Source organism: Capnocytophaga felis, assembly GCF_009684755.1.
Classification (GTDB): Bacteria; Bacteroidota; Bacteroidia; order Flavobacteriales; family Flavobacteriaceae; genus Capnocytophaga; species Capnocytophaga felis.
This window is the reverse complement of the sequence record NZ_BLBC01000004.1, coordinates 23,477-43,443: the sequence shown is the minus strand read 5'-3', so window position 1 is coordinate 43,443 and position 19,967 is coordinate 23,477. Positions and strand designations below refer to the sequence as shown.

Annotated in this window: 17 protein-coding genes and 3 tRNA genes; 10 read left to right on the top strand and 10 right to left on the bottom strand. The window is 34.5% G+C overall.

Annotated elements, in window-relative coordinates; all coding sequences use genetic code 11:
* Positions 1 to 370 precede the first annotated feature (370 nt).
* Together GN105_RS01140 and GN105_RS01135 are read left to right on the top strand one after the other, a co-directional pair.
* A complete protein-coding gene (locus tag GN105_RS01140) occupies positions 371 to 1,558 on the top strand; it encodes an aspartate aminotransferase family protein (RefSeq protein ID WP_155283619.1) in 1,188 nt (395 codons plus the stop codon).
* A 264-nt stretch (positions 1,559 to 1,822) separates the two neighbouring features.
* Complete coding sequence (locus tag GN105_RS01135) at positions 1,823 to 2,014, top strand: GlsB/YeaQ/YmgE family stress response membrane protein (RefSeq protein WP_444542100.1); 192 nt, start codon at positions 1,823 to 1,825, stop codon at positions 2,012 to 2,014.
* Positions 2,015 to 2,066: 52 nt separating this feature from the next.
* Here GN105_RS01135 and GN105_RS01130 read toward each other — a convergent pair whose 3' ends face one another.
* Positions 2,067 to 2,969, bottom strand: a complete 903-nt coding sequence (locus GN105_RS01130) for a helix-turn-helix domain-containing protein (RefSeq protein ID WP_155283618.1) — start codon at positions 2,967 to 2,969, stop codon at positions 2,067 to 2,069.
* A gap of 191 nt (positions 2,970 to 3,160) precedes the next feature.
* On the opposite strand from GN105_RS01130, the gene hemA reads away from it, so the two are divergent.
* Positions 3,161 to 4,414 carry a glutamyl-tRNA reductase gene (gene hemA, locus GN105_RS01125; RefSeq protein WP_155283617.1) on the top strand — a complete coding sequence of 418 codons (1,254 nt, stop codon included), beginning with the start codon at positions 3,161 to 3,163 and terminating at the stop codon, positions 4,412 to 4,414.
* 11 nt (positions 4,415 to 4,425) lie between these two features.
* Complete coding sequence (hemC, locus tag GN105_RS01120; protein WP_155283616.1) at positions 4,426 to 5,346, top strand: hydroxymethylbilane synthase; 921 nt, start codon at positions 4,426 to 4,428, stop codon at positions 5,344 to 5,346.
* Between the two features lie 78 nt (positions 5,347 to 5,424).
* On the opposite strand, the gene GN105_RS01115 is transcribed toward hemC, so the two are convergent.
* Both GN105_RS01115 and GN105_RS01110 read right to left on the bottom strand, forming a co-directional pair.
* Positions 5,425 to 6,384 (bottom strand): electron transfer flavoprotein subunit alpha/FixB family protein, encoded by a 960-nt coding sequence (locus GN105_RS01115; protein ID WP_155283615.1) that lies wholly within the window; start codon positions 6,382 to 6,384, stop codon positions 5,425 to 5,427.
* Positions 6,385 to 6,443: 59 nt separating this feature from the next.
* The gene (locus GN105_RS01110) at positions 6,444 to 7,190 is read right to left on the bottom strand and encodes an electron transfer flavoprotein subunit beta/FixA family protein (protein WP_155283614.1); all 747 of its coding nucleotides are present in this window, start codon (positions 7,188 to 7,190) and stop codon (positions 6,444 to 6,446) included.
* A 263-nt stretch (positions 7,191 to 7,453) separates the two neighbouring features.
* Between GN105_RS01110 and GN105_RS01105 the strand changes: the two genes are divergently transcribed.
* Entirely contained in the window at positions 7,454 to 8,464 is a 1,011-nt protein-coding gene (locus GN105_RS01105; RefSeq protein WP_155283613.1) for a helix-turn-helix transcriptional regulator, read from the top strand.
* A gap of 58 nt (positions 8,465 to 8,522) precedes the next feature.
* On the opposite strand, the gene GN105_RS01100 is transcribed toward GN105_RS01105, so the two are convergent.
* The gene (locus tag GN105_RS01100) at positions 8,523 to 9,485 is read right to left on the bottom strand and encodes a KpsF/GutQ family sugar-phosphate isomerase (RefSeq protein ID WP_155283612.1); all 963 of its coding nucleotides are present in this window, start codon (positions 9,483 to 9,485) and stop codon (positions 8,523 to 8,525) included.
* Positions 9,486 to 9,572: 87 nt separating this feature from the next.
* Here GN105_RS01100 and recQ point away from each other — a divergent pair, with 87 nt between their 5' ends.
* Both recQ and GN105_RS01090 read left to right on the top strand, forming a co-directional pair.
* A complete protein-coding gene (gene recQ, locus GN105_RS01095) occupies positions 9,573 to 11,762 on the top strand; it encodes a DNA helicase RecQ (RefSeq protein WP_155283611.1) in 2,190 nt (729 codons plus the stop codon).
* 337 nt (positions 11,763 to 12,099) lie between these two features.
* Entirely contained in the window at positions 12,100 to 12,468 is a 369-nt protein-coding gene (locus tag GN105_RS01090) for a PUR family DNA/RNA-binding protein (RefSeq protein ID WP_155283610.1), read from the top strand.
* Between the two features lie 64 nt (positions 12,469 to 12,532).
* Here the strand turns inward: GN105_RS01090 and xerD are convergent, their stop codons facing one another.
* The 5 genes from xerD to GN105_RS01065 form a co-directional block, all read right to left on the bottom strand.
* Positions 12,533 to 13,444, bottom strand: a complete 912-nt coding sequence (gene xerD / locus GN105_RS01085) for a site-specific tyrosine recombinase XerD (protein ID WP_155283609.1) — start codon at positions 13,442 to 13,444, stop codon at positions 12,533 to 12,535.
* Positions 13,441 to 13,923 carry a YkgJ family cysteine cluster protein gene (locus GN105_RS01080; RefSeq protein ID WP_155283608.1) on the bottom strand — a complete coding sequence of 161 codons (483 nt, stop codon included), beginning with the start codon at positions 13,921 to 13,923 and terminating at the stop codon, positions 13,441 to 13,443. Before GN105_RS01080 ends, xerD begins: the two co-directional genes overlap by 4 nt.
* Positions 13,913 to 15,787 (bottom strand): ABC-F family ATP-binding cassette domain-containing protein, encoded by a 1,875-nt coding sequence (locus GN105_RS01075; RefSeq protein WP_155283607.1) that lies wholly within the window; start codon positions 15,785 to 15,787, stop codon positions 13,913 to 13,915. The genes GN105_RS01080 and GN105_RS01075 overlap by 11 nt, the downstream gene beginning before the upstream one ends.
* 110 nt (positions 15,788 to 15,897) lie before the next feature.
* On the bottom strand, positions 15,898 to 16,914 hold the full coding sequence (locus tag GN105_RS01070; protein WP_155283606.1) for a quinone-dependent dihydroorotate dehydrogenase: 1,017 nt from the start codon (positions 16,912 to 16,914) through the stop codon (positions 15,898 to 15,900).
* 103 nt (positions 16,915 to 17,017) lie between these two features.
* Positions 17,018 to 17,099, bottom strand: a tRNA-Tyr gene (locus GN105_RS01065).
* A gap of 235 nt (positions 17,100 to 17,334) precedes the next feature.
* Here GN105_RS01065 and GN105_RS01060 point away from each other — a divergent pair.
* Complete coding sequence (locus GN105_RS01060) at positions 17,335 to 19,029, top strand: putative transporter (RefSeq protein ID WP_155283605.1); 1,695 nt, start codon at positions 17,335 to 17,337, stop codon at positions 19,027 to 19,029.
* Between the two features lie 75 nt (positions 19,030 to 19,104).
* Here the strand turns inward: GN105_RS01060 and GN105_RS01055 are convergent, their stop codons facing one another.
* Positions 19,105 to 19,629, bottom strand: a complete 525-nt coding sequence (locus GN105_RS01055) for a shikimate kinase (RefSeq protein WP_155283604.1) — start codon at positions 19,627 to 19,629, stop codon at positions 19,105 to 19,107.
* Between the two features lie 126 nt (positions 19,630 to 19,755).
* Here GN105_RS01055 and GN105_RS01050 point away from each other — a divergent pair.
* Positions 19,756 to 19,828 (top strand) — tRNA-Lys (locus tag GN105_RS01050).
* Positions 19,829 to 19,884: 56 nt separating this feature from the next.
* Positions 19,885 to 19,966, top strand: a tRNA-Leu gene (locus GN105_RS01045).
* The last annotated feature ends 1 nt before the right edge of the window (position 19,967 follow it).

The following is a 19,967-nucleotide window of genomic DNA, read 5'->3' as shown; positions in this document are numbered from 1 at the left end:
AAGGGTATAAAATATAGTTTAGAAGTGGTTAAATACACTTCTGAACCCTATTATAGTGGGTTCGGAACTACAAAAAAGAAGTTTGGAAATCTATTTATAAGGCTTCCGAACTGCAATTATTTATTTATGGAAGGTTTTTATGACTTTTTTAAGAAAGAAGAATTAAATAATAAAGAATAATTTCTCATAATAGAACTATATATTAGATATTTATTCACGCACAAATATAGTATTTTACCTAATTATTAATAAAGAAATACTGTTTTTGTTTTGTTTCAATATTTGAAATATTCCAATAGATAAAAATCTTTTTCTCATTTGTACATTATGTATTAAAAAGCTAATTTTGCTCTTTGAAATACAGACATCTATGACACAAAAAAGCGATTTTTTAAAATATCAGGCTCAAACGTCGCCTTCGCCGATGTTGTTGGAAGTTTCTCACGCAAAAGGCAGTTATATTTACACCACCGACGGCAAAAAATATCTTGATTTCGTAGCGGGAGTTTCTGCCTGTACGCTCGGGCATTGCCATCCGAAGGTAGTGAAAGCCATTCAAAATCAGGCAGAAACCTATATGCACGTGATGGTTTATGGAGAATATGTTCAAAAACCCGCAGTGGATTTCTGCAAATTATTAGCAGAGCATCTCCCTGAAAATCTGGATACTACCTATTTGGTAAATTCCGGAACGGAAGCTATTGAAGGTTCGGTAAAATTGGCAAAACGAGCCACCGGACGCACGCAAATGATAGCGGCGAAAAACGCTTATCACGGAAATACACAAGGTTCAATGAGTTTGATGGGATATGAAGAACGCAAGCAACCTTTCCGTCCACTTATTCCTGATGTAGATTTTATCGAATTTAATAATGAAGTTGATATACAGAAAATTACGCATCGTACAGCTGGTGTAGTTTTAGAAAGTATTCAAGGTGGGGCAGGATTTATTGAGCCACAAAATGATTATCTTCTGAAAGTTAAAAAACGTTGTGAGGAAGTGGGAGCATTGCTTATCATTGACGAAATTCAGCCCGGATTCGGAAGGACGGGGAAACTATTTGGTTTTCAGAATTATGGATTTGTGCCGGATATTATAGCCATCGGAAAGGGAATGGCAAGCGGAATGCCGGTGGGGGCTTTTGTTTCTTCACACAAACTGATGAAATTACTGTCTCATTCTCCGAAGTTGGGACACATTACCACTTTTGGCGGAAATCCTGTGATTGCGGCAGCATCATTGGCAACTTTGCAGGAACTTTTATCCACTAATTTGATGGAACAAACATTAGAGAAAGAAAAATTATTTCGAAGATATTTGCAACATCCACTTATTGAGAGTATTAACGGAAAGGGATTGATGTTGGCAATTATTGTAAAATCAGCTGAAATTGCCAATCACGTGGTACTTTACTGTCAAGATAAAGGGTTGATTGTGTATTGGTTACTCTTTGAAATGCGTGCTGTGCGTCTCTCTCCGCCATTAACTTTGAGTGAGGAAGAAATCAGAGAAGGTTGCGATATTATTATTGAAGCTTTAAATAATTATAGTGGTTAGCAAAAGCGGTTAAAAATAGCAAATTATCTTTAATATTAATTGAATATATTGTAAATCAGTGGTTTATTGTAAATGTTCAACGGATTTATAATATAGTAGAATACCTTTGTTATGAATAATTATTTTTGCAGATAATTATTTGATTGAATTTCTGGTATGATTTTTGATGTAAGGATATTGTCTAATTTTTTAAAATATATCATTATGGGAATTTTTAGTTGGATTATTTTTGGTCTCATCGCAGGGGCTTTAGCTAAGTTTATTATGCCTGGTAAGCAAGGAGGAGGCATAATTATTACCATCATACTTGGTGTAGTAGGAGCCTTTGTAGGAGGATTTATTGGTACTGCGTTAGGTTGGGGTAAAGTAGATAGCTTTGATTTAGGTAGTATGGTACTTGCCGTAGTAGGGGCACTTATTGTTCTTCTTATTTATGGTAAGTTGAAAGGTAAGTAATATCATTATCTGAAAATAGTAAAGAGCCTTTATTATTAAAGGCTCTTTTTTGTTAATTGATATTTCGGATATATTTTTTCGGAGTGATGCCGTATTTTTTTTTGAAGGCAGCAATGAAATGACTGGGAGTGCTGTATCCTACTTTGATACTTACTTCGTTGATATTCATATCTTTGCTTTCCAGCATTTTTCGGGCAACTTCCATTTTGTAGTCAAATAAAAATGCATAAACGGAGTCGCCGTAAATTTGTTTGAATCCTTCTTTTAATTTTTTGATATTCAAGCCTATTTCATTGGCAAGCTCTTGCAAGCTCGGAGGCTCGGCAATGCGGCTGATAACTATCTCCTTGGCTTTATGTATCTTTGAAATACTTTCTTCATCTGCCAGAAACGGACATTGCTCAATATCAGCTTCATTGGAACGATTGAAATATAAAGCCAACAATTCGTACACTTTGGCTTTCATATAGAGTGGCTGTAGGTTTTTCTGAAAATTGGCGTGTAACATTTGGTGCAAAACCACCATCATCGCAGGTGAAATCTTGTCCTCGTTGTAATATTTTTTATCTTTGTTTTCCAAACTTAAAAAGTCAATATGTCCGGCTTCACTCGAAAATAAAGAATGAAATTTATGAATTGAAATTAAAAGCGAGATAATTTGTGACTTCGGAGCCGTAACTTGATGTAACGGAAGTGCTTTTTGAGGGTTGTAAAGCAATAACATCCGTTCATTATTCAGCGGAATTTTGTAATGTCCTTCATTGAATAAAAATTCTGATAATCCATTGATATTGAAGTGAATTTGAATAAAATTCTGATTAATATCTTTTTTGAATTCAATATTTTTGCCAGTGTCATTCTCCGTTTTGATGAAGATAATATCTTTATCAATGATAAGCACACTTTGGGTACTTTCTGCGGTATTTTTTGAAAATAAAAGTTCCAAATTTTCCATATAAATTTATTTAGATTTATTCTATATTTTGTTGTGTTTATTTTATATATTATTCTGATAATTATTAAGATACATGCAAATATAAAACAAAAAAATGAAACACATACACAAGACGACAAAAAAAGTTCCTCTAGCGTTATTTTTATTTTCTGTATGTTGTTATTTTTGCCCTTGAAAACGGAGAATAATTTATGAATCAATACAATGTTTCTAAGAATAAGAGTTTCTATTGCATTGGGTTAAGCTACAAAAAGGCTGATGCTTCAATGCGAGGCTTATTTAGTTTGTCTGCTGAAAATAAGGGACTTTTGTTGGATAAGGCGAAAAGCGAAAACATTGAAGAACTGTTAGTGATCTCAACGTGCAATCGCACTGAGTTATATGGATATGCCGAGCATCCTTTTCAATTGATTCAGTTACTTTGTGAATTTTCAAATGGTTCGGTTGATGATTTTCAAAATGTAGGTTTTGTATTCAAAAACCGTGATGCAGTGCAACATTTATTTTTGGTTGGGACAGGATTGGATAGCCAAATATTAGGTGATTTTGAAATCATAGGTCAGATAAAGCAAAGTTTCTCACTTTCAAGAGAAAAAGGACTGACTGATTCTTTCTTGGAGCGTCTTCTTAACAGCGTAATTAATGCCAGCAAGCGAATTAAGAATGAAACGATGCTTTCTTCCGGTGCTGCTTCAGTTTCTTTTGCTGCGGTACAATACATCTTGAAGAATGTTCCTGATGTTTCAAACAAAAATATATTGCTTTTTGGGTTGGGTAAAATAGGTAGAAATACGTGTGAAAATTTAATTAAACATACTCAAAATAAGCATATTACGCTGATTAATCGCACAAGGGAAAAAGCCGAACAGGTGGCAGGAAAATTTGATTTGGTGGTAAAAAATTATGACGACCTGAAACCTGAGATTGCAAAGGTAGATGTACTTGTAGTGGCAACCGGAGCTTCTCAACCTACTGTATATAAGGAACTTATTCCTGAAAACAAAGAGATTCTTATTTTAGATTTATCTATTCCGAAAAATGTAGATGAAGATGTTCAGAAAGTTTCAGGAGTAACTCTGATTCATATGGACGCTCTTTCCAAACTTACCGACGAAGCTCTTGAACGTAGGAAAGAAGCCGTACCTGATGCTTTGAATATTATTGAGGAAGTAAAGGCTGAGTTTTTCCAATGGCTTGATAACAGGAAGTTTGCACCAACGATTCAAGCCCTGAAATCAAAGTTGGAAAGTTTGAAATTAGCAGAATTGGATTTCCAACGCAAAAAGATTCAAGATTTTAATGAACAACAAGCTGAAATAATTAGCAGTCGTATTATTCAAAAAATAACTACACACTTTGTGAATCATTTAAAAGATTCGCAAGCATCAGAAGAAAGTATTAATTGGATGCAACAAGTATTTCAATTAGAAGTAGTTGAAGGATAAAAAACAATAAGATGACAAAAATAATCCGTATTGGAACTCGTGATAGTGAGCTTGCCCTTTGGCAGGCTCATACTGTTAAAAGTAAATTGGAAGAATTAGGCTACCAAACAGAAATAATTTCGGTAAAATCCGATGGTGATTTGGTATTGGATAAACCCTTGTACGAAATGGGAATTACTGGGATTTTTACCAAAACTCTGGACGTGGCTATGATAACAGGAAAAGTGGATATTGCAGTACACAGTATGAAAGATGTACCAACTTCATTACCAAAGGGAATTGTGCAAAAAGCCGTTTTGAAACGAGCTAATGTACGTGATATTTTGGTGTATAAAAATAGTTTGGATTTTCTGCAAACAGAAGCTACGATTGCCACCGGAAGTTTGCGAAGAAAAGCACAATGGTTGCATAAATATCCAAATCATAAGGTGGAAAATTTGAGGGGAAATGTAAATACACGATTACAGAAATTGCAAGAAAATAATTGGAATGGAGCCATTTTTGCTGCTGCGGGTTTGGAAAGAATTAACAAAAAACCTGAAAATCACATTGCTTTGGATTGGATGATTCCGGCACCGGCACAAGGGGCAATGGTTGTGGTTGTAAATGAGGAAGATGCATTTTCTTGTGAAGCAGTTTCAAGATTAAATGACTTACATACAGATATTTGTACACATATAGAACGTGAATTTTTAAGAACACTTGAAGGAGGATGTACCGCCCCAATTGGTGCATTTGCTCAAATCGAGGAAGGGGAAATTCTTTTTGAAGGAGCGTTATTTTCTTTAGATGGACGAAAAAAGGTCTATATTTGTGAAAGAATAAGTGAGAAGGAATTTGAAAATTTCGGGAAAAAATGTGCTGAAAAAGTTCTTAATTCAGGAGGAAAAGAAATAATGCAACAGCTTTTTAATAAAGGCTCACAGTTATAAAATATAGTTTGAAATGAAAAACTTAATAAAAAAACTCGCAATTTTTTGCGAGTTTTTTTGTTTCTGATATGTTTTTAATTATTCTTTAAAAGCTTTTAATTTTTCAATCAACTTTGGAACTACTTCAAAAGCATCACCAACAACACCGTAATCGGCAGCTTTGAAAAAAGGAGCGTTCTCATCAGTGTTGATGACAACTTTCACTTTTGAAGCATTCACGCCGGCTAAGTGTTGTATGGCTCCTGAAATTCCGATAGCGATATATAAATTGGTGGCAATTGGTTTTCCTGTTTGTCCTACGTGTTCTTCGTGAGGACGCCAATCCATATCGGCAACAGGTTTTGAGCAAGCAGTTGCAGCTCCCAGAACTTCAGCCAGTTCCTCAATCATTCCCCAATTTTCAGGTCCTTTCAATCCTCTTCCGCCTGAAACAACAATAGAAGCATCATCTAAAGAAACTTTCCCACTATTTTTTTCGGTGCTGTTTACCGTAATATTGAAGTCATTTTCAGCCAACGAAGGAGAAAAATCTTCTACGGAAGTGTTCACAGGGTTCTCTTTTAATCCATAAGCATTTCCGGTCAAGCTAATCACTTTTTTAGTTGTAGTGATTTTTGTTATACTGATGGCTTTGTTTGAGAAAACATTACTTTTTACGGCAAAATTGTCGTTATTTTCAGGAAGTGAGATTACATTTGAAATATAACCAGCTTTTAGTGCAATAGCCAAAAACGGAGCTATTGATTTTGAGTTGGAGGAAGAACTAAGTATAATAGTTTGGCTATTTTCTTTTTCTGCAACTTGCTTTAAAACAGAAGAATATGCTTTCGGGGAGAAGTGATTTAACTTTTCATCTTTGATGCGTATCACTTTATTAACTCCATAATTTCCTAAAGTTTCGACATCATCAACATTTATTGCAACAGCTGTGACGGATGTACTCTGCTTGTCTGCAATGGCTTTCGCGTAAGAAGCCACCTCAAAAGCAGATTTTTTCAATTTTCCATTTTCGGAATCGACATATATTAATATTGACATTTTCTTATTTTTTTGAGAGATTTTTGATTTTAATGTTCAGTAAATCAATTTTTTGATTGTTATATTACCTTTGCTTCATTATGCAGGAGGTTGATTAACTCATCTAAGTTATCAGGAGAAATCATTTTTACGGGTTGCTTGGCCGGAAGTTTTTCAAAACCAATGGTTTTTGTTTTGTTTTCTGAATTTTCAGCTTCTACAACAGTAATTTGTTTAGTTCGGGCAGCCATAAGATTTCTCATATTTGGAATGCGTAAATCTTTGTCGTGTACTAAACCTTTTTGCCCGGCGATAACAACAGGAAGTTTTACAGCAATTTTTTCTTTTCCACCATCAATTTCACGTTCGGCAGATACGGAATTTCCATCAATTTCCAAATCCGTACATTTGTTTACAAAAGGATAATCTAAAAGGGCTGCAATCATTCCGCCTACCATTCCTCCGTTGTAGTCGATGGATTCTTTTCCGGTGATAATCAGGTTGTAATTACCTTCTTTGGCAATTTTAGCAATTTGTGAAGCCACAAAAAATCCGTCAGAAGCAACAGCATTGACGCGTATAATATCATCAGCACCAAGGGCAAAAGCCTTTCGCAAGGTGGGTTCCGTTTCGGCAGTTCCCACATTAACCAGCGTGATGGAAGCTTTAAGTTTTTCTTTCAGAATAATTGCTTTGGTAAGTCCGTATTCGTCGTTAGGGTTGATAATGAATTGAACGCCATTAGAATCGAATTTACGATTTTCATCTGTGAAATTTATTTTTGAGGTAGTATCAGGAACACTACTTATGCATACTAATATCTTCATAATACCTAAGTAAATTAAATTGAAATACGACAAAGGTCAAAAAAAAATAGATATTATACAAATATTTTTGGTAATAAAAGGTTTTTAGATTGTATTTATCACTGAAAAATTTTTGGAATCAATTTGTGTATTTATATGCTTTTTACGTTCTTTGTGAAAGAGAAGTAAAGTGATTTTTCTGAATCGGTCAAAATATTTTTATAAATTTTTTTAAGTTTCAGAAATGATGAAAAATATTTTTTGTATCTTAAAATCAATGAATTATGGCTACCAATAAAAATGCACTTATCCGATACAAAACCATTGATGAGTGTTTGCGAAATACCGGAAGACGCTGGACTTTGGAGGATTTGATTGATGCTTGTTCAGAGGCTCTTTACGAGTATGAAGGCAAAGATGATATGGTGAGCAAACGCACCGTTCAGTTGGATATTCAAAATATGAGAAGCGATAAAATGGGATATAACGCCCCGATTGAAGTGTTTGAAAATAAATATTATAGATATTCTGACCCGAATTATAGTATTAAAAATACACCAATATCACAGAATGATGTAAAATTGATGGGAGATGCCATACAATTGTTAAAAGAATTCAAAGATTTTTCTTTTTTCAAAGATATGAACGGAATTATTCATCGTTTGGAAGATTCTGTTTTTGGGAAAGATAGCCAAAATTCCACAATAATTCATTTGGATAAAAACGAATTTTTACGAGGATTGGAATATATCGACCCTATTTATAAAGCCATACAACAGAAAAAAGCGTTAGAAATTCATTATAAGTCTTTTAAAGCTCGGGAAGTTAATGTTTTAGAGGTACATCCACAATTTCTGAAAGAATTTAACAATCGTTGGTTTGTAGTGTGCTATCATAAAACAACGTTGCTTACATTGGCTTTAGACCGAATAGAAGATTTGAAAGTGATTGATATTCCATATATTAACAGAAATATAAATGCTGATGAATATTTCAAAGATGTTGTGGGAGTAACCGTTTCGGAAGGAAATCCTATAGAGGAAATTATATTTTTTGTAGATAGAATTAATGCAAATTACGTGAAAACCAAACCTTTTCATCATTCACAAGTTATTGTAGAGGAAAAGGAGAACGGAACGATTTTTAAAATTAACGTCCGTCATAATTTTGAATTAGAACGTTTGTTTTTAGGATTTGGAAATTCAATAGAAGTAATTAGTCCTCGTAGATTTCGCCGAAAAATACTTTCTATTTTGAAAAAAGCAGTTGAAAATTATTCTTCTCAAAATCAATAATTTTGTAAAAAAATCCCATACAATAAATTGATGAATTATATGGGATTTTCTGGGGAAATTAAATCAAACCTTCTTGTACCAAATTATGTAGATGAACCACACCTATATATGTGTTATTTTCGGTTACCAATAATTGAGTGATTTTGTTTGTTTCCATAACGTCAAGAGCGTCAATGGCAAAGGTGTTTGAATCAATGGTTTTGGGATTTGCAGTCATAACGTCTTTTGCTGTGAGTCCTGTTATTGTATCGGTTTTGCTCAACATTCTTCGGATATCTCCGTCCGTTACAACGCCAATAATATTTTGTCCGTCAATTACGGCGGTAGCTCCAAGCATTTTTTCCGAAATTTCCACAATTACTTTTTTGATGTCTGTTTCAGGCGAAACTTGTGGTTTTTGGTTATTTGCCACAATATCCGATACTTTTAAATATAAACGCTTGCCCAAAGCTCCTCCGGGGTGATATTTTGCAAAATCACTACTGCCAAATTGCTTCATTTCCAGTAGGCATATCGCCAAAGCATCTCCTAAAACTAACTGAGCGGTGGTGCTTGTGGTCGGTGCTAAATTATTCGGGCAGGCTTCTTTTTCAACGTGAGCATACAGTACGCAATCCGCTTGTTGTCCTAACACTGAATTTTTGTTTGATGTAATGGCAATCAGCTTATTATTGCCTCTTTTTAATAAAGGAACGAGTACTTTTATTTCAGGAGTGTTTCCGCTTTTTGAAATACAGATTACGATATCGTCCTCTTGAATGATACCCAAGTCTCCGTGAATGGCATCAGCAGCGTGCATAAAAATGGCGGGAGTGCCTGTTGAGTTCATTGTCGCTACAATTTTACTGGCAATAATGGCACTTTTCCCAATTCCGGTAATAACTACTCTTCCTTTTGAATTTAGTATGCAATTAACAGATTTTATAAAATTATCATCTATAAAATCAGCTAAATTTGATATTGCTTTAGCTTCTTCTTCAATTGTTTTTCTTGCGATTTCTATGATTTTTTTAGTTTTCATTAATTTTTTTACTTTTTTTATTGTCAATTAAAAAAAATGTTGTACTTTTATGTTCGCAAAGTTAGATAAAATATAGATATAATTTAGATGGAAACGGCTAAAAATGATTTACAAAGTGCTTTGAAGCATTACTTCGGTTTTGACAGCTTTAAGGGGCATCAGCAGGAAATTATACAAAGCGTTATTGACGGAAAGGATACGTTTGTTATTATGCCAACAGGAGGAGGAAAATCGTTATGTTATCAACTTCCTGCGTTGGTGTTGGAAGGTACGGCTATTGTAATATCTCCGTTAATTGCACTGATGAAAAATCAAGTAGATGCAATGCGTGGGATTTCATCAACAGATAGCGTTGCACATGTTTTAAATTCATCACTTACCAAAAGCGAGATTCGTGAGGTGATGGATGATATCAGTAATAAAAAAACAAAACTATTATATGTAGCACCCGAATCTTTAATAAAAGATGAGTACGCTAATTTTTTGAAAACAATTCCTATATCATTTGTGGCTGTAGATGAGGCACATTGCATCTCGGAATGGGGGCACGATTTCCGTCCGGAATACCGCAATATACGAACTATTATAGACCGATTGGGAGAGGATATTCCCATAGTGGCATTGACTGCTACAGCTACGCCAAAAGTTCAGGAAGATATTCTGAAAAACTTGGGTATGTCCGATGCTAATGTTTTTAAATCTTCATTTAACCGTCCTAATTTATATTATGAGGTACGTCCGAAAACAAAAAATGTAGATGCAGATATTATCCGCTTTGTAAAACAAAATAGCAAGAAATCAGGGATTATTTATTGTTTAAGTCGAAAAAAGGTAGAAGAACTTGCTCAAACATTGCAAGTTAATGGAATAACGGCAGTTCCGTATCACGCAGGATTGGACGCTAAAACTCGGGCTAAGCATCAGGATATGTTCCTAATGGAAGAAGTTGATGTGGTTGTTGCTACCATTGCCTTTGGTATGGGAATTGACAAGCCCGATGTGCGTTTTGTAATTCACCACGACATTCCGAAAAGTATTGAAAGTTATTATCAAGAAACCGGACGTGCAGGGCGTGATGGAGGTGAAGGACACTGTCTGGCATTCTATTCCTATAAAGACGTCGAAAAATTGGAAAAGTTTATGGTAGGTAAACCCATTGCCGAACAAGAAATTGGTCAGGCTTTGTTGCAAGATATCGTTGCCTATGCCGAAACTTCAAGTTCTCGCCGTAAGTTTATTCTGCATTATTTTGGAGAAGAGTTTGATGAAGTAAATGGAGAAGGAGCTGATATGGATGACAATGTACGGCATCCAAAGGTTAAGAAAGAAGCTAAGGATGATGTAGTTAAGTTATTGAATGTCATACTATCAACCAAACAGAAATTCAAAGCCAAGGAAATCGTAAATACGCTGGTAGGAAAGGTAACAGCATTGATAAAATCACATAAAATTGATGAGCAGCCTTTTTTTGGTATTGGTAAAGATAAAGATGACTTATATTGGATGGCATTACTTCGTCAAGTTATGGTTAGTGGGTTGATTCGTAAGGATATAGAAACTTATGGAGTGATGTTTATAACAGATAAAGGACGAAATTTTCTCGAAAATGCTACATCTTTTATGATGACTGAAGACCACGTTTATGAAGAAGATGCCGAAGATGTAAATACTTCGGGAGGTGGTGTTGCCGATGAAGTCCTTTTAGGAATGTTGAAAGATTTACGCAAAAAGGTTGCAAAGAAAAAAGGAGTTCCGCCGTTTGTTGTTTTTCAAGACCCTTCGTTGGAAGATATGGCTCTGAAATATCCAATTACAATATCCGAACTTACTAATGTTCACGGAGTTGGAGAAGGAAAAGCTAAAAAATATGGAAGTGAATTTATTGAATTAATTGGCAAATATGTAGAAGAAAATGATATTCTCCGTGCCGAAGATTTGATAGTAAAAACCACAGGTTCTAATTCCTCTTTGAAATTGTATATCATTCAGAACATAGACAGAAAGTTACCTTTACCGGATATTGCTAAAGCAAAAGGTCTGGAAATGGATGAGTTTTTGAAGGAATTGGAACAGATTGTTTACAGCGGTACAAGGCTGGATATCAGTTACTATATTGACGAAATTTTTGATGAGGAACAGCAAGAAGAGCTTCACGACTATTTTATGGAAGCCGAAACAGATAAAATTTCAGTAGCTTCCAAGGAATTTGATGGAGATTATGAAGATGATGAGCTTCGTATGTATCGTATTAAATTCATTAGTGAAGTGGCTAACTAATTGATTTTAGGTTGATTGTTTTTTTTGATTATTTGTTATCCTCCTGATAAAAAAGAAAATTAATAAAAAAATTAGATTGTAAAAAAGTTAAATTTTAAGAAAAGAAATGATTGGTTAGAAAAAGATCATTTTTAAGAATTAATCCAGAAAAGTTGGGGAATATTAGTCGTTTTAACAGAAATATCTTGGTCAAAAAGGGGGAGATGTTTATGTGTGGGATGATATAAAGATTCTTAAAAAATACAAAAAAGTTTTTAAAGAGTTGTATGAACGATATTTTTTTTAGACTTTTGTCCCAACAATGTTAACATATAAAGACTAATAAAAACTAAGGTTTATGGAAGAGAAAGAATTTTTGGACAATGAAGAAATTTTCTCAAAAGTTTTGAGAGCCGGTAGAAGGACTTATTTTTTCGATGTAAGAGCCACACGTGCAAGGGATTACTATCTCACAATAACAGAAAGTAAGAAATTCACTCACGAGGATGGGTCATTCCACTACAAGAAGCACAAAATTTATTTGTATAAAGAAGATTTTGAGTTGTTTAAGGAAATTTTGAATGAAATGACTAACTACGTTTTTGAAGAGAAGGGAGAAGAGGTTATCTCAGAACGTCACCAGAAAGATTTTAAGAAAACCTTTTATCAAGAACAAGTGGGAGTTGGTGGCTCCTTTACAAATTTTGATTTTGAAGATATAAAGTAGAAATTCTTTACACTCGTTTTTAAAAAATTACCATAAGAGAGAATTTTTTCAAAAAATTTCTCTCTTATGGGCTTTTCATATTTTGACGAGGGTGAAAGCTTGTTAGTATCTCTCTTAAGTGTGAATTTTCTACGTGAACATAAATCTCTGTTGTTGTGATACTTTCGTGTCCTAACATTGTTTGAATAGCTCTCAAATTCGCTCCGTTTTCAAGCAAATGTGTTGCAAATGAGTGGCGAAATGTATGCGGACTTATCTTTTTCTTCAATCCTATGTTTTCGGCAACTTGCCTGACAATAGTGAAAATCATTGCCCTTGTTAATTGCTTGCCTCTTCTATTTAGGAAAACAAAATCTTCGTGTCCTTTAGCTAATTTCAGTTTTTTTCGTTGATGATTAATGTAATTTTCAATTTGTCTTTGTGTGAAATTTCCTATAGGAATAAGGCGTTGTTTGTTACCTTTTCCAATTACTCGAATAAAATCTTCCTCAAAAAATAAATCTGATAATCGCAGCGATATGAGTTCCGATACACGTAATCCACAACCGTAAAGAGTTTCAATAATTGCTCTGTTTCTGTGTCCTTCCTCTGTGCTTAAGTCTATTGAAATCAATAATTTATCAATTTCTTCTAAAGAAAGTGTATCGGGAAGTTTTAACCCGATTTTTGGACTTTCAATTAGGTTCATCGGGAAGTCTTCTCTGCCTTTTTCTGAAGTCATAAATTTGAAAAAACTTTTCAAAGCTGAAATAAGACGTGCTTGCGAACGTGTGTTTAGTTCTTTTGATGCATCGTAGATAAACTGACGTAACGTATCCGTAGAAATAGTACTTGGATTTTCGTTGATTTCATATTTTTCGAGATAAGATATGAGTTTTTCAATATCCAAACCATAAGAAACAACGGAATTCTTTGACATTCCTCGTTGAAGACGCAAAAAGTGCTTATATTCAACTAAAATAGTGTGCCAATTCATAGTTTTTCTTTCATTTTTTCTACAACTTTGTAGGCTATAGGGCAAATTTCGGTATTTTTTATAGTTAAATTTGCAATTTGATAGATTTTTTTTCGGTCAGTATGCGGATATTCGCGACAAGCTTTTGGGCGAACGTCGTAGATTAAACAATAATTATCCGAAGCCAAAAAAGGGCAGGGCATCAACTGAAAAATATAATCATTTTCCTCGTCAATTTTTAAATATTTGGTGATAAAATCCGAGGGCTTTATCCGTAAGTGTTTGGAAATACGTTCAATATCAATGTTTGTAAGTAGAGGTCCGGTAGTTTTACAACAATTTGCACAGCTTAAACAATTAGTTTCTTCCGTAATTTCATTGTGAATTTCCTGTACCGTATAATCAAGATTTTTCGGAGGTTTCTTTTTTAGTTTGGTAAAGAAGCGTTGATTTTCATCTTTCTTCTCTTTTGCAAGTTTTTGTATTGTATTAATCTCCATTTTCCTCCATTTTTATCGAAAGTTCAAACCAACGTTCCGTTTTTTGATTTAATTCGTTGATTATTTGTTCTAATTCAGCTGATTTTTGATGAATTTCATCATTTGAAAGGTTTTCATTTGAAAATAATTCCTCAATCTTCGATTTTTTCTCTTCCAAAGAAGGAATTTCCTTTTCTAAACGATTAAATTCTTTCTGTTCGTTGAAAGAAAGTCCTTTCAAACCATCTTTTCGCCACGTATTTTTAACGGTTTCTTTTTTTTCTGTGGTTTCTTCCGCAGGCGGTGTACTTTCCTCATACACACGGAAATCCGTATAATTTCCGGGAAAATCTTCAATTACGGCATTTCCTCGAAAAACGAACAAATGGTCAACGATTTTATCCATAAAATAACGGTCGTGGGAAACTACCACAAGGCAACCCGGGTAATCCAACAAGAAATTTTCTAAAACATTCAGCGTTACGATGTCCAAATCATTAGTAGGCTCGTCCAAAATCAAAAAATTCGGATTCTGAATCAAAATTGTACACAAATACAACCTTTTTAGCTCGCCTCCGCTGAGTTTTTCAACATAATCATATTGTTTTTTGCGGTCGAATAAAAAACGTTCCAATAATTGAGCTGCAGAAAGCGTTCTTCCTTTAAGTAAAGGAATATATTCACCATATTTTTGAATTACTTCGATAACTTTCTGTCCTTCTTTGACTTCTATGCCGGCTTGTGTGTAATATCCGAACTTTATTGTATCGCCAATAATGATTTTTCCGCTATCAGGCTGTACTTTTTGGGTTAAAAGATTCAAAAAAGTGGACTTTCCTGTGCCATTTTTGCCAATAATGCCAATCCGTTCACCACGGATAAAATTGTAATCAAACTTGTTGAGAATCAAAAGTTCATCAAACTTTTTACTCACATTATGAAATTCCACAATTTTGCTTCCCAAACGCTCCATATTAATTTCCAACTGAACTGTGTGTTCCTTTCTGCGTTTATGAGCCTGTTCTTTAATTATATAGAAATCATCAATGCGAGATTTTGATTTGGTAGTTCGGGCTTTGGGTTGGCGTCTCATCCAGTCTAATTCCTTAACATATAAGTTTTTGGCTTTTTCTACGCTTGCTTGTTCTTGTGCTAATCGTTGTTCTTTCTTTTCCAAAAAATACGAATAATTTCCTTTATAAGAGAATAGTTCACCGTTGTCTAACTCTATGATTTCATTACAAACTCTCTCTAAAAAGTAACGGTCGTGTGTAACTAAAAATAAGGTAATGTTTTCTTTGGCAAAGAATTGTTCTAACCATTCAATCATCTCTAAATCAAGATGGTTAGTAGGCTCGTCTAAAATCAATAAATCAGGTTTACTTATGAGAACGTTTGCCAGAGCCAATCGTTTTTTTTGTCCTCCCGAAAGATTTTTTATTTTTAATTGCAGATTGTCAAGTTTTAATCGGGAAAGAATTTGTTTGTACTGTGTTTCAAAATCCCACGCATTGTGCAACTCCATTTTCTCAAAAGCTTTTTGGTAAGCAGTTTCGTTTTCAGGGTTTTGTAAAGCGTGTTCATATTCTTGAATGACTTTCAGAATAGGATTTTCAACTGAAAAAATGGTCTGTTCGATGGTTAAATCTTCGTTAAATTCGGGATTTTGAGATAAAAAAGCAATATGAATACCATTTCTGGACACTACTTTTCCGCTGTCAGGCTGGTCTTTGCCTGCAATAATGTTCAAAAGAGTGGTTTTCCCTGTTCCATTTTTGGCAACAAATGCAATTTTTTGGTCTTTATTAATGCCAAAAGAAATATTTTGGAACAAAACACGTTCCCCAAATGATTTCGATATATTTTCTACGGATAATAAATTCATTTTTGTAACTGAAAGATTGAAAAAAGTGTTGCAAAGCTAAGAAATAAAAATACTTTGGCAAGTTTTGTAGTCTTACCAAAGTTTTTGAATTTTTTTTAAGCGAGATTATTTTAAATTTTTATGAGTTTTTTATTGATATCCTTGATAAGTTTTGGACCTTCATAAATAAATCCGGTGTAGAGCTGAATGAGCGATGCACCTGCTTCCAATTTTTCAAGAGCATCTTCTACTGAATGGATACCTCCAACTCCAATGATGGGGAAAGCTTTTCCGCTTTTTTTACTCAGAAAACGAATAACTTCGGTAGAACGTTTGGTTAAGGGTTTTCCGCTTAGTCCTCCGTTTTCGTTTCTATCAGGTGATTGCAAGCATTCACGTGAAATTGTTGTGTTTGTGGCAATTACACCTGCTATTTTGGTTTCTTTTACAATATCAATAATATCAAGAAGTTGCTCGTCAGTCAAATCGGGAGCTATTTTTAACAAAATAGGTTTTGGTTTTTCTTTCTGAGAATTTAATTTTTGTAAAGTGTTGAGCAAAAGCGTGAGAGGTTCTTTTTCTTGTAAAGTTCTCAAATTAGGAGTGTTAGGCGAGCTAACATTAACCACGAAATAGTTTACATACGGGAATAGCTTTTCAAAGCAAATGCTGTAATCGTTCACAGCCTCTTCGTTGGGAGTGATTTTATTTTTTCCGATATTTCCGCCAATAATTACATTTTTGTTTTTTTTCAATCGCTTGATGGCTTCCTCAACTCCTTGATTATTAAAGCCCATACGATTGATAATAGCTTTATCAGCTTTAAGTCGGAATAATCTTTTTTTAGGGTTTCCTGGTTGTCCTTTGGGAGTTATTGTCCCGATTTCAATGAAACCAAATCCTAAATTTGACAATTCTTCGTATAATTTGGCTTCTTTGTCCAAGCCTGCTGCCAATCCCACAGGATTTTTAAACTTAATCCCGAAAACTTCTCGTTCCAGTGAAGGATGTTCAACTTGGTATATGGAGCGAATAATTGCAGGAATTCCAGGTATTTTATGAATGAATTTCAGCCAAGAGAAAGTCAAGTGATGTGCTTTTTCGGGATCTAATGAAAAAAGAATGGGCTGGATAAGTTGTTTGTACATAGCTTTATAACATATTTTTAAATGTATTGCAAAAGTAATCACTTTTTATAAAAAATGCTATATAAAAAAAGAGATTTTCAATTATTGAAAATCTCTTTTTTTGTGGGAAGAGCAGGATTCGAACCTGCGAAGACATAGTCAGCAGATTTACAGTCTGCCCTCGTTGGCCACTTGAGTATCTTCCCAAATGCGGGTGCAAATATACATATATTTTTTTAAAATAAAAACTTTTCTTGAAAAAAAATAATTATCGCTTGAAAGTGAATGAATTAAAAATTGTCAAAATGATAATTCTAATAAGAATAATTATTAATATGGTAATTTTGTTTAATAGAAATTGAAAAAAAGGAATTTTCATTGTTTAAAATCAAATAAAAATATTATCTTTGCGTTTCGAAGAATTTTAAAAATTTTAACATTATGGATTGGATAGTAAATCTGTTTTCAAACCACGAGAATGTGGCTTACACCGTTATTGTTTACAGTATAGTAATCGCTCTGGGAGTAGCTTTGGGTAAAGTGAGGGTGTGGGGAATTTCATTTGGAATTGCTTGTGTGCTTTTTGCAGGAATTGCGGCAGCACATTTTGGTTTCACAGTTGATGGGCACATTCAGCATTTTATAAAAGAATTCGGATTAATTTTGTTTGTTTATACAATAGGGTTGCAAGTAGGTCCCGGTTTTTTTGCTTCTTTCCAACAAGGAGGGGTAAAGCTCAATAGCCTTGCCGTAATATCAGTGCTTACTTGTATGCTGACTGTTGTGGGATTGCATTACCTGACAGGAACCGGTATGGCAGAACTTGTGGGAATTATGTCGGGGGCAGTAACTAACACGCCGGGGCTGGGTGCGGCTCAGCAAGCAATAGATGATATCTCAATAGCAAGAGGAGTTTCACAGGAAGCCATAGATGGCATACTTTCAAATGTATCTAACGGGTATGCAGTGGCTTATCCTTTTGGGGTGTTGGGTATCATTTTAATTATGATGATTTTAAAATCAATTTTTAAAGTGAATTTGGATGCCGAAAAACGTCTTAATCAGTGGAAAATTAATAAAAACAATTCAAGTGTTGATAAGGTAGCAGTTAGTGTTGAGAATCCTATTTTGTTCGACAAACATATCGCAATTATCAAAAAAACACTGGGAATGGACTTTGTGATTTCCCGATTGTATCGAGATGGAAATGTTTTGCTGGTGGATAAGGATACTTTTCTTCGTGAAAAAGATATTTTGTTGTTGGTTGCTAGCCCGAAAGATTTTGAAAGACTCTCTACATTAATAGGGAAGAAAGCAAGTTTATCTCTCTTTGATCAAGAGGCAGCCAATATCGTTTCACGCCGAATGAACGTTACCAACAAACAGGCATACAGCAAAAAATTGGGAGAAATCAACGTTCGGGAGAAATATGGCGTTACCATAAGTCGTGTGTATCGTGCCGGTATTGAGTTTGTTCCTACAAAAGACACAAAATTGCAGTTTGGAGATACCATTACTGTAGTGGGAGATGAAGAACACATCAAGCTGATTGAAAAAGTTTTTGGAAATTCTAAAAAACGTTTGCAACATCCTCATATTGCAGAACTTTTCTTCGGAATCGTTCTTGGGGTTATTTTGGGGTCTATTCCGCTATATATACCTGGAATGTCATCGCCTGTGAAACTCGGTTTGGCTGGTGGTCCGCTTATTGTAGCGATTTTGATTAGCCGTTACGGAGGTCGTTTTTCAGTAACGCATTACGTATCGCATAGTGCTAACTTAATGGTGCGTGAAATAGGGATTGTACTTTTCCTTGCAAGTGTTGGTTTGGGAGCAGGACAGAATTTCATTAAAACACTATCGGAAGGTGATGGACTTTTCTGGATGCTGATGGGAGTTATGATTACGCTTATTCCTTTGATAGTAGTGTCGTTATTGGCTCGTTTTTATTTTAAGCTGAATTTCCTTGAAATTTGTGGTTTGCTATCGGGTTCACAAACTGACCCTCCTGCATTGGCTTTTGCACACGATGTTACAGGCTCTGACGCTCCGGCGGTTACCTACGCAGCAGTTTATCCGTTAACAACCTTTATGCGGATTATGATAGCCCAGCTGTTGATTGTTTTCTTTATGTAGAAATTTATCAGGAATAAAACTTCATAGCAAAAACTCAAGATATTGTATTAATATCTTGAGTTTTTTTTGTGAAAATTACTCATCGGAGTTTAATAAATTGTCTATTTTTTTTAAACTTTCTTCTACAGATAAGTTATCCATAGAAATAGTGTGATTTGCTCGCAAATAGTACGGATTTCGCTCGAATAAATGTTTTTGGATAAACTCTTCCAAGTCTTCGTTTTTAAGGTGAGAAATCAGCGGACGAGCATTCTTCTCAACAGAAAGTCGTTCGGTTAATGATTTAGGATTATACTTCAAATAGAAAGTGTTTTTCGTGGTTTTGGATATTAAATCCATATTATTTCCAAAACAAGGAGTTCCGCCTCCTAAAGCCAATACAAAATCCTTTTCAGAAAGAAGTAATTCATTTAAGTAGAAAGTTTCTTTCTTGCGGAAATAAATTTCTCCTTTTGTTGCAAAAATTTCTTTTACAGAAGCATCTTCTTTCTCTTCAATATAGTTGTCTAAGTCAATAAAAGGGAAGTTTTTTTTCTTGGCAAGGGCTTTCCCGAGTGTGGTTTTACCACTTCCCATATAACCTAATAAAATTATTTTCATTTGTAACTTTTTGTTTTTTAGTTGTTTGAAAAAAAAATAAAAATATGAGGCAAAAATAATTAATTTTTTGTTGCTAAATAAAAAAAAAAGCTATACATTTGCACCCGCATTCAAGAAATGAATGATGACTTGGTAGCTCAGTTGGTAGAGCACAACACTTTTAATGTTGGGGTCCTGGGTTCGAGCCCCAGCCAGGTCACAGAAAAGGTTAAGTGAAGAACTTAACTTTTTTTGTATTAGCATAGTTTTACTGATGCCTACGTGGAGAAATTGGTAGACTCGCCATCTTGAGGGGGTGGTGCTTTAGGGCGTGCTGGTTCGAATCCAGTCGTAGGCAC